Consider the following 13,283-nt stretch of genomic DNA (forward strand, 5'->3'; position numbering starts at 1 on the left):
CGTCTCCCCCCCCCCCCCCCCCCCCCCCCCCCACACCCCCCCCCCCCCCTCCTCCCCCCCCCCCCCCCCCCCCCCCCCCCCCCCCCCCCCCCCCCCCCCCCCACCGCCCTCTTTTCGTGCGCCGCAGGTCGTCGCGCCGGTTCGTGTGCCGCAGGTCGTCCCGCCTGTTCGTGTGCCGCAGTCGTCCCGCCGTGTCGTGCGCCGCCGGCTATCGCGTTGTACGCCGTATGGGAACTGTTCTACGGTGTACAGCATGTCGCCCTCCCAGGTCCCTCAGGCCCCCGAGACTCCCCAAGGACACCCCCAGCGCTGGCTGATCCTCGCTGTCATCTGCCTCGCGCAGCTCACCGTGCTGCTCGACAACACCGTCCTGAACGTCGCGATCCCCTCCCTCACCCGGGAGCTGGGCGCGGCGACCTCGGACATCCAGTGGATGATCAACGCTTACTCGCTGGTGCAGTCCGGGCTGCTGCTCACGGCGGGCAGCGCCGCCGACCGCTACGGCCGCAAGAAGATGCTGATCGCGGGACTGGCGCTGTTCGGCATCGGCTCGCTGGTGGCCGGACTCGCCGACTCCACCGGCCAGTTGATCGCCGCGCGGGCGGGCATGGGCGTCGGCGGCGCTCTGCTCCTCACCACCACCCTCGCCGTAGCCATGCAGATCTTCACGCCCGAGGAGCACCCGAAGGCGATCGGTATCTGGAGCGCGGTCAACGCGCTCGGGTTCGCGGCCGGACCGCTGCTCGGCGGCTTCATGCTGAACCACTTCTGGTGGGGCGCGATCTTCCTGGTGAATCTGCCGGTGGCGGCGCTGGGACTCGCGGCGGTCGTGGCCCTCGTGCCGGAGTCGAAGAATCCGCGCGGCGACCGCCCGGACCTCCTCGGCGCGCTGCTCTCCACCATCGGCATGACCGCGCTCGTGTACGCGATCATCTCGGGCCCGGAACACGGCTGGACGTCGGGCCGGGTGCTGTGCACGGCGGCGGTCGCGGTGCTGGTTCTGGCCGGGTTCGCGTACTGGGAGAGCCGGATCCCGTACCCGATGCTCGACCTGCACTTCTTCCGGGATCGGCGCTTCACGGGAGCCGTCGCGGGCGCGGTGCTCATCACCTTCGGGATGGGCGGGGCGCTCTTCCTCCTCACCCAGCATCTCCAATTCGTCCTGGGATACGGGCCGTTGGAGGCGGGTCTGCGCACGGCACCGCTGGCCCTCGCGGTCGTGGCGCTGAACTTCTCCGGCCTGTCGGCGAAGTGGACGGCGAAGCTCGGTACGCCGGTCTCCATCGCGCTCGGCATGGTCCTGATGTCGGGCGGGCTGGTGTCGATCGCGACGCTCGCGGCGCACGGCTACGTCGGCACGCTCCTGGGACTCCTGCTGATCGGCGCGGGCTGCGCGGTCGCCAACCCCGCCATGGCGCACGCCATCATGAGCGCCATTCCGCGGGAGAAGGCGGGCGTCGGCGCCGGCATCAACGGCACGCTCGCCGAGTTCGGCAACGGGCTCGGTGTGGCGGTGCTCGGCGCGGTCCTCAACTCCCGGTTCGCGGCGCTGATCCCGGTCGCGGCGACCTCGCTGCCCGCGGCGCTCGCCTCGGCGGGCTCGGCGGACGAGCGCGGGCGGATCACGGACGCGTTCTCGTCGGGCCTGGAGACCAGCCAACTGGTGGGCGCGGTCGCCGTACTCCTCGGTGGACTACTGGCCGCGGCGTTGCTACGACGTGCGGAGAGGGCAGACTCCGCGATGGCGGTTTCCGCGTAACACCCGCTTAGCATCATCAGGGAGGGCGGACCGGAGAATTCCGGCCCGCCGTGTCGAGGTACGTCCCCGCAGTCCGAGTTCCGAGGAAGGTGCGCCATGGTGAGGGCAGCCGACCGGGCCAAGCGTCCGGCGCGGACCAGTGTCTGGCTGGAGGGCAAGGCGCCCCGGGGCGGTGCGGCCCGTGCCGGCGGCCAGCCGTCGGGACTCGACCGGGACCGGATCACCGAGGTCACGGTGCGGCTGCTCGACGCGGAGGGGCTGGCGAAGTTCTCCATGCGCCATCTCGCCGCCGAGCTGAACGTCACCGCGATGTCCGTGTACTGGTACGTCGACACCAAGGACGACCTGCTGGAACTGGCCCTCGACTCGGTCTTCGGCGAACTGGAGCTGCCGGACCCGGAGTCGGGCGAGGACTGGCGCGACCAGCTGCGCGCCGTCGCCACCGGCTACCGGGCGCTGCTGGTCCGCCACCCCTGGGTGTCACCGCTCGTCGGCACCTTCCTGAACATCGGCCCGCACTCCATGGCCTTCTCGCTCTGCGTCCAGCAGGTGGTCCGCACCACGGGCCTGCCCCCGCACGGCCAGATGGGCGCGCTCTCCGCGGTCTTCCAGTTCGTGTACGGCTTCGGCACGATCGAGGGCCACTTCGTGCAGCGCTGCGCCTCGGCGGGCATGTCCCAGGACGACTACTTCCGTCAGGCCATGAGCACGATCAGCGAACAGCCTCAGTTCGCCGCCATCTTGGAGAGCGCCGCGGACCTCATGGAGGCCCGCGGCGGCGACACGGTCGAGGAGATGCGCGAGCGGGACTTCACCTTCGCGCTGGAGATGCTGATCGCGGGGATCGAGACGATGGTGAAGCGCGGCTGAGCCCCGGGAACGCGGGGTGCTTTGGGCGGGGGCGCCTGCGGGTCGGTGGCGGGTCGCCTGTCGCCGGGTGGTGGGTCGGGGCCGCGCCGGTACATCCGCCCGCATCCGAACGGATCGGCTGTGGGTGACCAGGTGCTGTCTCTTCTTGATCCGTTCGGCTGCGGGCATTTGATGTACCGGCACGGCCCCTTCCGTGCGTCGGCGGGTGCGGGGGCGTGGGGGGCTTGGGTGTCAGCCCCGGCCACGGTCCCTTCCGTGCGTCGGCGGGTGCGGTGCTCCAGTGGCTAGTCCTGTGGGGCCAGTCGCGCCGGGAAACCCCCGGTGGCGACCGGCCCCCACTTCTCCGGCGTCACCCGAATGATCGACTTGCCCTGCTTGAGCATCGCCTTCCGGTACTCGTCCCAGTCCGGGTGCTCGCCCGCGATGTTGCGGTAGTACTCGACGAGCGGCTCGACCGAGTCCGGCGAGTCGATGACCTCGGCCGTCCCGTCGATCTGCACCCACGGCCCGTTCCACTCGTCGCTGAGCACGATCAGGCTGACGCGCTCGTCCCGCTTGGCGTTGCGGGTCTTGGCGCGCTCGGGGTACGTCGAGACGACGATGCGGCCCGAGTCGTCGACCCCGCAGGTCAGGGGCGAGCCCTGGGGGCTGCCGTCGGCACGGCGGGTGAGCAGGATGGCGCGGTGGCGGGGGCGTACGAAGTCCAGCAACTCGGCGAGGGATACGGCGGTGTTCGTCGCGATGTTCGGTGCCATGTGCGGCAGCCTACGGGCTGAGCCGCGCCCCGGCCTGTCACTGCTGTGACTACGCCTGCGGCAGCGAGTCCCCCTGCACCGCCTGGATGTCCAGCTCCACCTTCAGTGTCGTGCCGATGGCGGAGATGCCCGCCTGGACGACCTGGTTGTAGTTCATCGCGAAGTCCTCGCGGTGGAGTTCGGTGGTGGCGCGGAAGGCGGCGCGCGTCCCGCCCCATGGATCCGATCCGGTGCCGAGGTAGGCGAGGTCCAGGTCGACGGGGCGTACGACGCCGTGCATGGTCAGTTCGCCGTGCACGGTCCAGCGGTCGGAACCGGCGGGGGTGAGGCCCGTCGAGCGGTACGTGATCTCCGGGTACGTCTCCACGTCCAGGAAGTCGGGGGACTTCAGGTGTCCGTCGCGCATCCCGTTGCCCGTGTCGATGGAGCCCGCGGCGATCACGGCCTCGACGCGGGACTTGGCGACCTCGTCGGGGGCGATCTCGATCCGGCCGGTGAACTGGGTGAACCGGCCACGCACGCTGGAGATCCCCAGGTGCTGGGCGACCGCGCCCACCGACGAGTGCGCCGGGTCGATGGTCCAGAGGCCGGGCGGCGGCAGCTCGGTGCCGCCCTGCCGGGCGAGGACCACGTTCCCGATCTCGGCGCGCCCGCTCGCCGTGACGATCGCGCTGGACGCGGCGGGCGCGTACCCGACCGCGGTGACGATCACGGTGTACGCGCCGGGTGCGAGGGCGGTGGCGTCCCGTACGACACCCTCCGCGTCGGGCTCGGCCCGCAGTACCTGCGTCCCGGTCATGTCGGTCACCGTGACGACCGCGTGCGACACGGCCCATCCGTCCCGCGTACGAATCCGTGCGGTCAGTCCCATCCCGTTTTCTCCCTGCAAAGCATTAAAAATTGGTCGTAAAGAAACCGGCCCGTGGCAGGCGCACCTCCGCTCAGAGCGCGCCCGCCACGGGCCGGGGCCGGACTACTCGCCGGGGTGGGCGAGTCCGATGTCGTGGCTGTCGATGCCGCGGCCGTTCACGGTCAGCGCCGTGGCAACCGGCGGGTAGCCCGTCGCGATGACGGTGTACTCACCGCTGTTCAGGTCGGTGAAGGCGTACGCGCCGTCCGTGCCGGTCCTGGCCGTGCCGATCACGTTGCCGGCCGCGTCGACCAGCGTGACCCGGGCGTCGGCCAGGGGGCCGCCGGGCGCCCGTACGGTGCCCTGGACCTGCGCGCCCGCGCTGAGCTCGACCTCGACCCGGGTGACCCCGGTGCCGCCGACCTCGACGGGGAGCGCCTGCGGGCGGTGGCCCGCCGCGTTCACCGCGATGGTGACGGGGCCCGGGACCAGCTCGGCGAAGGTGAACTCGCCCTGCTCACCGGTGGTCCCGGTGGCCAGTACGTCACCGCGCACGTCGGTCACGATGACCATGGCGTCCTTGACCGGGGTCCCGGTCTCGGCGGCCCGTACGACACCGCTCAGCCCGCTCGTGCCGCTCAGCAGGATGTCGTACGCGACCGGCTCGTCGTTCACGACGATCGTCGAGGCCTGCGGCTGGAAGCCGTCGGCGGAGGCGATCAGGACGTACGAGCCCACGCTCGGCGCGTCCACGCCGTACGAGCCGTCGGCCTGCGCGACCGACCGGCCCAGCTGCCGTCCCGCGAGCGAGATCAGCGTGACGGCGGCCTGCGGCACGGGCGCGCTCTCGGTGCCGCGGACGTAGCCGCGGACCGGAATTCCACCAGACAACGGGGCGGTCTCCCTCTCCACAGTGGCGACGGCAGCGAGCCTCTGCGTGCCGTCAGGACCGGATACGGCGCCCGTCTCCGAGATCTCCGAGACGGCCCAGCTCGGGACCCTCTCCTCGGCGACGGGAGCGGTGGCGGCCGGAGCGGTGACCCCGGTCTTCTCCTCCGCGGCCTGCGCCAGGCCGCCCGAGGTCTTCAGCGGGACCTCCTTGATGAAGAGGGTCACGAAGAAGGCGAGCAGGGCCGCCCCCGCGGCGATCAGGAAGACGTCCGCGATGCCGTGGCCGTACGCGCCCTCCATCACGGTGCGCAGCGGACCGGGCAGGCTGTCCATGTCCGGGATGCTGCTGCTGGAGCTCGAATTGGCAGCGGCGGCCGCGTACTTGGGGGCGAGGGTGGCGATCCCGTCCGTGGCGTAGTGGGTGATCCGGTTGGCCATGACGGCGCCAAGGGCGGAGACGCCGACCGCACCGCCGAGGGACCGGAAGAACGTCACCGTGGAGCTGGCCGCACCGAGGTCGGACGGGGCCACCTGGTTCTGCGTGGACAGCACCAGGTTCTGCATCATCATGCCGATGCCGAGACCCATGACCGCCATGAAGATCGCGACCTGCCAGTAGTCCGTGTCGTACCGGATGGTGCCCAGCAGACCCAGACCCGCGGTGACCAGGACACCACCGGTGACGAGCCAGTACTTCCACTTGCCTGTCTTGGTGATGACCTGGCCGGAGACCGTGGAGGAGATGAACAGACCGGCGATCATCGGGATGGTCATGACGCCGGACATCGTCGGCGACTTGTCGCGGGCCAGCTGGAAGTACTGGCTGAAGAAGATCGTGCCGGCGAACATCGCGACGCCCACGAAGAGCGAGGCGATCGACGACAGGGTGATGGTGCGGTTGCGGAACAGCCGCAGCGGGATGATCGGCTCGCGGGCCTTGGACTCGACGAGAATGAAGAGCAGCCCGAGGACGACGGACCCGCCGACCATCGCGTACGTCTGCCAGGACACCCAGTCGTACTTGTCACCGGCGAAGGTGACCCAGAGCAGCAGCAGCGAGACCGCGGCGGAGATGAAGAACGCGCCGCCCCAGTCGACCTTCACGTCCCGCTTCACGACGGGCAGGTGCAGGGTCTTCTGCAGCACGATCAGCGCGATGATCGCGAACGGCACACCGACGTAGAAGCACCAGCGCCAGCCGAGCCACGAGGTGTCGGTGATGACACCGCCGAGCAGCGGACCGCCGACGGTCGCAACCGCGAAGGTCGCGCCGAGGTAGCCGGAGTACCGCCCGCGCTCGCGCGGGGAGATCATCGCGGCCATGACGATCTGGGCGAGGGCGGACAGACCGCCGACGCCGACGCCCTGGACGACACGGCAGGCGATCAGCATGCCGGCGTTCTGGGACAGACCCGCGACCACAGAGCCCAGCACATAAATGATCAGGGCTATCTGAACGAGAGCCTTCTTGCTGTACAGGTCGGCGAGCTTGCCCCACAGGGGCGTGGTCGCGGTCATGGCCAGCAGCGAGGCCGTGACGACCCAGGTGTAGGCGGACTGGCCGCCGCCCAGGTCGCCGATGATCTCGGGGAGTGCGTTGGAGACGATCGTCGACGACAGGATCGCGACGAACATGCCGAGCAACAGCCCGGAGAGCGCCTCCATGATCTGCCGGTGTGTCATCGGAGCGCCGTCGGAGGACCCACCTCCGTGCTTGGCGTGAGCCCGCACACCGGCTGGTGTGGTCGTTGCCATGGGCTTCCTTTTCTTACGTACTTACGCGGGTGTACGGGTGGTCAGTTCTGTTGCGTGTGTCGCATACGGGTGCCGCTGGGTGGAGCGGCTGTCGCCGAAGCTCTCGCGCAGCCGGCCCATCAGATGGATGAGCAGCCCGACCTCGTTGTCGGACCAGTCGCTCAGCCGGTCGGCGAGGAGCTGCGAGGTGCGCCGGGAGAGCTCGTTGAGCTGCTCCTGGCCCGCGGCGGTGAGGTGCAGGATGCGCGAGCGCTTGTCCGCGGGGTCGGGGGACCGTTCGATCCAGCCCCGGTCCGCGACGTGCGCGACATGGCGGCTGGTCACCGACATGTCCACGGAGAGCAGCTCGGCGAGCCTGCTCATCCGCATCTCGCCGTACCGGCCGAGCAGCGTCAGCACGGCGGCGGAGCCCCCGGGGCACTCGGACGGCAGGATCCGCCCCATGTCCCTCTTCACGGCACCGATGGCACTGAGCTGACGAGCCAATTCCTCGTACTGCGCCTGCTCGGCCATCGCGCCTCCCGGTCCACCACATTCGTTGCTTGGGGCAACCATAAAACCGATTGGTTGCTGCAGGCAAACGAAAATGACCCCCTGGGCGTAAAACCTTGGCAAAGGCAAGTATTGGCAAACGTAAACCTGCAGGTGGGGCTAGGGGTAACAGCCCGTCCGGCGATTGAGGACGAGCCCGTGGGGTGAACGGGGGTCTGGGGACAGCGCCCCCAGCAAGGCCCAGGTGCCTCCGGGCGACCCCAGACCGGCGCCAAGGGGAACCCGGCACTTGGGAAGCCCCCACGTATTCGCTAGGGTCCAGGGCCATGGCAAACACCCAGGGCCCCGAGGGCAACTACGACCCCGCGGGCAGCACCCAGATGTTCCGTGCCTTCGTCGACGAGGCCCCCCAGGGCCGGCAGCAGCAGCAGGCGGCCGCCGCCCCCGCGGGACCCCGCGTGGGCCTGATCGTCGGCGTCGTCGTCGCCGTGGCGATCGTCGCCGCCGTGGCCTGGCTCGCCCTCTCGTAGAGGCACCCCGCCAGGAACGTCACTTCCACTGGACGGACACGTCCCGCGTCTCGATGTGCATGCCCAGCGGCACGCGCCACGCGTCGACGCACACCGTCCAGGTCTTGTCCTTCGTCGCGCCGGCGGCAATCGGCGCGGGAAGGTCCGCGGTCGACTCGATCGTCGCCCAGTCGATCCCGAGCGCCCCGATGATGTGGGTCCCGAAGGTCACCGTGCCCGAACGCACCGCCGTACCACCGGTGTTGCGGAAGGAGACGGTGACCTTCTCGCACCACCGCTGATCGGTGGCCGCGCGCTCGGGATCGCCCACACTGAGCACGGCGGGCCCGGCGCTCGCCGTGGACCCGGGTGCGGCCGGAGTGGGCGACGCGGACGTACGACCGGAACCCCCGCCCGTACTCCCGGAGCTGCCGCTCCCGGCCGACGACGTCGACGTACCGCCACTGCTGGTCTCTCCGTCCGGACCCGGACCACCGGATCCGGAGTCCGAAGCCGAGGCCGTCCCTCCCGAGGCCGAACTCCCGGAAGCCGCAGCGCCCTTGGAGCCGTCGGTCGAATCACTGCGGCCCGCGCCGGACTCCAGCGGCATCAGCGACACATCTCCGGTGGGGGCCACCACGGCCCCCGAGGCCCGGGGTGAACCCCCGGCGGCCCCGACGGCTACGTACCCGTCTCCGCCTCCGCCACTTCCGCACGCGGCCAGCACGCCACCCAGGCACACCACAGCCGCCGAGGCACCCACCAGGGCACCTCGGCGACCACGTATCAACTGTCGACGCATCGCGCCAGTGTGGCTGACGATCCGTCAAATATGAACCCTCGGGCCCCGGCCGGGACGGGGGTCAGTCGGAGATGAGCCCTTCCCGCAGCTGGGAGAGCGTCCGGGTCAGGAGACGGGAGACGTGCATCTGCGAGATGCCGACCTCCTCGCCGATCTGCGACTGGGTCATGTTCGCGAAGAAGCGGAGCATGATGATCCGGCGCTCTCGGGGCGGGAGCTTGGCGAGCAGGGGCTTGAGGGACTCGCGGTACTCGACACCCTCCAGAGCGGTGTCCTCGTAGCCGAGGCGGTCCGCGAGGGAGCCCTCGCCGCCGTCGTCCTCGGGGGCGGGGGAGTCGAGGGACGACGCCGTGTACGCGTTGCCGACGGCGAGGCCGTCGACCACGTCCTCCTCGGACACGCCGAGGACGGTGGCGAGTTCGGCGACGGTCGGGGAGCGGTCGAGCTTCTGTGAGAGCTCGTCGCTGGCCTTGGTGAGGGCCAGCCGCAGCTCCTGGAGGCGGCGCGGCACACGCACCGACCACGAGGTGTCGCGGAAGAAGCGCTTGATCTCGCCCACGACTGTCGGCATCGCGAACGTCGGGAACTCGACCCCGCGTTCGCAGTCGAAGCGGTCGATCGCCTTGATCAGGCCGATCGTGCCGACCTGGACGATGTCCTCCATCGGTTCGTTGCGGGAGCGGAAGCGGGCGGCCGCGTACCGGACGAGCGGGAGGTTCAGCTCGATGAGGGTGTCTCGGACGTAGCCGCGCTCCGGGCTGTTCTCGCCCAGTGCGGCGAGCCGCAGGAACAGGGAGCGGGACAGGGTGCGGGTATCGATGGCGCCCGAGGCTTCGGGTACCTGGACGGCTTCGGGGGCCGGGACGGCCGGAGCGGCGTCGGGGGCCGGAAGGGCCGGGACATCGTGAAGCGCGTCGGGCGCGGACTCGCTCTTCGTGAGCGTGAGCACCTTCGAGCTGCCCTGGTCTGCGGACATGCCACCCCCTTTGGGTCGCGGACGGTCGCGGCAGTCGCTCCCGTCGGAGGAACGCAGCCTCCACCTGAATACCGGAGGCGAGGCCGCGGCAAACGCGCTTCCCGCAGAATGTCACATGTCGGCAACACGCTGTAGTGACATGTCGACATGGAGAGGGTGAATAGGCCCTGGAAAGAGGGGGTCTGACGGTTTTTCAGCGCGGAACTGTCGGAAAAGGAGCCGCTGAGCGATTCGCTCGTACCGGTTACGCCTCGATCCTGTTTGCGGATCGAAGGCGCGCGAAACTGCGGGCGAGCAGCCTTGACACATGCATCTGGGAGACTCCCAGTTCGGCGCTGATCTGTGACTGCGTCAGATTGCTGTAATAGCGCAGGAGAAGGATTCGCTGCTCGCGCTCGGGCAGTTGTACGAGAAGGTGGCGTACGAGGTCGCGGTGTTCGACCCCGTCGAGGGCCGGATCCTCGTAGCCGAGGCGGTCGAGCAGTCCCGGCAGTCCGTCGCCTTCCTGGGCCGCTTCGAGGGAGGTCGCGTGGTACGAGCGCCCCGCCTCGATGCAGGACAGCACCTCGTCCTCGGTGATGCGCAGCCGCTCGGCGATCTCGGCGGTGGTGGGCGAGCGCCCGAAGGCGGTCGTCAGGTCCTCCGTCGCACTGTTCACCTGCACCCACAGCTCGTGCAGCCGACGCGGTACGTGGACGGTGCGGACGTTGTCGCGGAAGTACCGCTTGATCTCGCCGACGACGGTCGGCATCGCGAAGGTCGGGAACTGCACGCCGCGGTCCGGGTCGAACCGGTCGATCGCGTTGATCAGCCCGATGGTCCCGACCTGGACGACGTCCTCCATCGGCTCGTTGCGGGAGCGGAAGCGGGCGGCCGCGTACCGGACGAGCGGGAGGTTGGCCTCGATGAGCGCGCCGCGTACCCGGCCGTGCTCCGGGCTGCCCGGCACCAGCGTCTTGAGCTGGCCGAAGAGCACCTGCGTGAGGGCCCGGGTGTCGGCACCGCGGCGTCGTTCCGGAGCGACTTCCTGGGGCGGCGGCTGTACGACCGCTTGGGGCGGCGTGGTGACGACTTCTTGGGGCGGCGTGGTTACGAGTTCTTGTGGCGGTGCTTGAGGCGCAGTACTGGCCGGCACGGTCAACTCCACCTCTGTGATCCGTCAACGCATCCGTGATCAACTCATCCGTCAAAAGCGGTCATAGCATCACAAGACATGTGCACTGTGTGCAAGCACCGCATAAAGCCGTGTTGAGGGAGAGTTGGGGCGTAAGGCGCAAAAAGCCCCTGGCCGGTTGCGGCCAGAGGCTTCGAATCGGTGCGGCCCGGAAGGGGTCAGAAGGGGTAGTCGGCGATCACCCAGGTCGCGAACTCCCGCCACAGCGCGACGCCCGCCTGGTGCGCCGGGTGCTCCAAGTACCGCTTCAGCGCGTCGGTGTCGTCTACGGCGGAGTTGATCGCGAAGTCGTACGCGATGGGCCGGTCGGTGATGTTCCAGTCGCATTCCCAGAACCGCAGCTCGGGGATCCGGTCGCCGAGCGCGCGGAAGGCGGCGACGCCCTCGACGACGCGCGGGTCGTCGCGGTCGACGCCCTCATTGAGCTTGAAGAGGACCAGATGGCGGATCACGGGCACTCCCTGGTGGTGCGGCGGACGCCGCTCAGTTCTTGGCTCCGTCGGCGATCCACGTCATGAAGTCCCCGATGGCTTGAGCGGCACTCGATATGCCCTCGAACCCTATCTGGACGTAGTCGGCGGCCTTGGCCGGATCCGTGATGATCACGTAGAGCGCGAAGACCACAAGCACGTAGACGGCGATCTTCTTGGAATTCACCGCCATCGCGGCCTCCCCTGTGACTGTTGCGCCCGGTGGGCCCCCTGTTGCCGGCGGCGAGTGTAACCTTCACGCCGCTTTTAAGGACCAACGGCCCGCTGGTCGAGGTCTTCAGCCGGGCCGATCCGGGGGTGCGGGGGCCCAGAGTGGATGGTGAGCCCGGCGGTTCTGGCAGGAGTCCGCGGGGCCGGGACGGATCCCACTGCGGGGTCCACGCCGCAGGCTTCCCCCGAGACAGCGGCGCGGACTTGAGGGTCCCTCTTCACCGGGGGAAGCGGCTTGTCCCCCCCCGATGCCGCTTCCCCCGTCCTCCTCTTTCTCTCTTACTTTCTTTTGTCTGTGCACGCACAAAGGGCCCCGTCTCTCGACGGGGCCCTTCTCAAGCGGTAGCGGAGGGATTTGAACCCTCGGTGACTTGCGCCACACTCGCTTTCGAGGCGAGCTCCTTCGGCCGCTCGGACACGCTACCGAGGGAGACCTTACCCCAAGGTGGGCCGTGGTCTGAAATCCGTTTCCCGCGCCCACAGGGCCCAGCGGTGGCGACCAGAGGTGGCCACCAGCGGGCGCGATCGGCGGGCGCGATCGGCAGTGGCGATCAGCGGTGGTGATCAGCGGTCGCGGAAGAAGTCGGTGAGCAGGCGCGCGCAGTCGTCCGCGAGGACGCCCTCGATCACCTCGGGCCGGTGGTTGAGCCGGCGGTCGCGTACGACGTCCCAGACGGAGCCCGCCGCGCCCGCCTTGTCGTCGCGGGCGCCGTAGACGACCCGGTCCACCCGGGACTGCACGAGCGCGCCCGCGCACATCGTGCACGGCTCGAGGGTGACGACGAGAGTGCAGCCGGACAGCCGCCACTCGCCCGCCCGTCTCCCACCACCCTTGCCGGAGGCGCTTCGCGCCGCTGAATCTCTCAAAGCGGCAGCGGCCCGGCGGAGCGCGAGGACCTCGGCGTGCGCCGTCGGATCGCCGGTCGCCTCGCGTTCGTTGTGCCCGGCCCCGAGCACCGTCGTACCGTCCGGGGACAGCACGACGGCGCCGACGGGAACATCCCCGCCCCGGACGGCCTGCTGGGCCTCGTCCAGGGCGAGCCGCATCGCGGCCCGCCAGCGGTCGCGTACCGGATCGAGTGGAAAGGTCTCTTTTGTGCTGCTCACCCGGGGAAACCTAGCGGACGGTCTCCAGGACCTCCGCGGCTCCCAGGGCGTCGGCGATCGTGCTGAGCGCGTCGCCTTCGTCCAGGGCGAGCAGTTGCTTCTCGCTCACACCGAGGTCGGCGAGGATGTCGCGGTCCCCGACGGGGCTGTGCGACACGGCCTCACCGGACGCGCTGTCTTCCTCGTCATCGTCCGAGTCCGCAGGCTCACCGTCCTCCGTGCCGTCCAGGTCGAGGGAGTCCAGGTCGGCGTCGTCGTCGCCCGGCTCCCGTCCTAGTAGTTCGTCCGTGAGCAGGATCTCGCCGTACGAGCTGCGGGCAGCGGCTGCGGCGTCCGAGACGTAGATGCGAGGGTCCTCCTCGCCGTCCACGCGGACGACGCCGAACCACGCGTCCTCCTGCTCGATGAGTACGAGGACCGTGTCCGCCTCCGAGGCTTCACGGGCCAGGTCGGTCAGATCCGACAGGCTCTCCACATCGTCGAGCTCTGTGTCGCTCGCTTCCCACCCGTCTTCGGTGCGCGCGAGCAGTGCGGCGAAGTACACCGTGACTCTCCCACTGGTCATAGGCGTGCCGGTTGGGGGTCCCCCCGGCGGAGGTTGATGGGCGGGGAGTGCTGCTCCGTGCCCCACCCACTCGGAAT

At 69.8% G+C, this 13,283-nt stretch carries 14 protein-coding genes and 1 tRNA gene; 3 read left to right on the forward strand and 12 right to left on the reverse strand.

The genetic code is table 11. The features are described 5' to 3' along the window. Positions 1-253: 253 nt before the first annotated feature. On the forward strand, positions 254-1,759 hold the full coding sequence (locus tag ACZ4WS_RS14670) for an MFS transporter (protein WP_467980392.1): 1,506 nt from the start codon (positions 254-256) through the stop codon (positions 1,757-1,759). A 96-nt stretch (positions 1,760-1,855) separates the two neighbouring features. Continuing rightward, complete coding sequence (locus ACZ4WS_RS14675) at positions 1,856-2,629, forward strand: TetR/AcrR family transcriptional regulator (protein WP_467980394.1); 774 nt, start codon at positions 1,856-1,858, stop codon at positions 2,627-2,629. A gap of 284 nt (positions 2,630-2,913) precedes the next feature. Here the strand turns inward: ACZ4WS_RS14675 and ACZ4WS_RS14680 are convergent, their stop codons facing one another. From ACZ4WS_RS14680 to ACZ4WS_RS14695, 4 genes are all read right to left on the reverse strand, one after another. Further along, positions 2,914-3,384, reverse strand: a complete 471-nt coding sequence (locus tag ACZ4WS_RS14680) for a PPOX class F420-dependent oxidoreductase (protein WP_467980396.1) — start codon at positions 3,382-3,384, stop codon at positions 2,914-2,916. Positions 3,385-3,433: 49 nt separating this feature from the next. Then, on the reverse strand, positions 3,434-4,255 hold the full coding sequence (locus ACZ4WS_RS14685; RefSeq protein ID WP_467980398.1) for a YceI family protein: 822 nt from the start codon (positions 4,253-4,255) through the stop codon (positions 3,434-3,436). A gap of 102 nt (positions 4,256-4,357) precedes the next feature. Further along, positions 4,358-6,808 (reverse strand): MFS transporter, encoded by a 2,451-nt coding sequence (locus ACZ4WS_RS14690; protein WP_467980542.1) that lies wholly within the window; start codon positions 6,806-6,808, stop codon positions 4,358-4,360. A gap of 93 nt (positions 6,809-6,901) precedes the next feature. Further along, the gene (locus tag ACZ4WS_RS14695) at positions 6,902-7,393 is read right to left on the reverse strand and encodes a MarR family winged helix-turn-helix transcriptional regulator (protein WP_467980400.1); all 492 of its coding nucleotides are present in this window, start codon (positions 7,391-7,393) and stop codon (positions 6,902-6,904) included. Between the two features lie 305 nt (positions 7,394-7,698). Here ACZ4WS_RS14695 and ACZ4WS_RS14700 point away from each other — a divergent pair, with 305 nt between their 5' ends. Beyond that, positions 7,699-7,902 (forward strand): hypothetical protein, encoded by a 204-nt coding sequence (locus ACZ4WS_RS14700; RefSeq protein ID WP_467980401.1) that lies wholly within the window; start codon positions 7,699-7,701, stop codon positions 7,900-7,902. A gap of 19 nt (positions 7,903-7,921) precedes the next feature. Here the strand turns inward: ACZ4WS_RS14700 and ACZ4WS_RS14705 are convergent, their stop codons facing one another. The 8 genes from ACZ4WS_RS14705 to ACZ4WS_RS14740 form a co-directional block, all read right to left on the reverse strand. Then, positions 7,922-8,518 carry a hypothetical protein gene (locus ACZ4WS_RS14705; protein WP_467980403.1) on the reverse strand — a complete coding sequence of 199 codons (597 nt, stop codon included), beginning with the start codon at positions 8,516-8,518 and terminating at the stop codon, positions 7,922-7,924. Between the two features lie 226 nt (positions 8,519-8,744). Next, positions 8,745-9,659, reverse strand: a complete 915-nt coding sequence (locus ACZ4WS_RS14710) for an RNA polymerase sigma factor SigF (protein WP_467980405.1) — start codon at positions 9,657-9,659, stop codon at positions 8,745-8,747. A 244-nt stretch (positions 9,660-9,903) separates the two neighbouring features. Next, a complete protein-coding gene (locus tag ACZ4WS_RS14715; RefSeq protein ID WP_467980407.1) occupies positions 9,904-10,794 on the reverse strand; it encodes an RNA polymerase sigma factor SigF in 891 nt (296 codons plus the stop codon). Between the two features lie 197 nt (positions 10,795-10,991). Then, on the reverse strand, positions 10,992-11,285 hold the full coding sequence (locus ACZ4WS_RS14720) for a Dabb family protein (protein ID WP_467980408.1): 294 nt from the start codon (positions 11,283-11,285) through the stop codon (positions 10,992-10,994). Between the two features lie 31 nt (positions 11,286-11,316). After that, the gene (locus tag ACZ4WS_RS14725; RefSeq protein ID WP_467980410.1) at positions 11,317-11,496 is read right to left on the reverse strand and encodes a hypothetical protein; all 180 of its coding nucleotides are present in this window, start codon (positions 11,494-11,496) and stop codon (positions 11,317-11,319) included. Positions 11,497-11,874: 378 nt separating this feature from the next. Then, positions 11,875-11,959 (reverse strand) — tRNA-Ser (locus ACZ4WS_RS14730). Positions 11,960-12,098: 139 nt separating this feature from the next. Further along, a complete protein-coding gene (locus ACZ4WS_RS14735) occupies positions 12,099-12,581 on the reverse strand; it encodes a nucleoside deaminase (RefSeq protein ID WP_467980543.1) in 483 nt (160 codons plus the stop codon). Between the two features lie 70 nt (positions 12,582-12,651). Further along, positions 12,652-13,185, reverse strand: a complete 534-nt coding sequence (locus ACZ4WS_RS14740) for a tRNA adenosine deaminase-associated protein (RefSeq protein ID WP_467980545.1) — start codon at positions 13,183-13,185, stop codon at positions 12,652-12,654. Between the last annotated feature and the right edge of the window lie 98 nt (positions 13,186-13,283).

This window comes from Streptomyces sp. NPDC029292 (assembly GCF_055569295.1).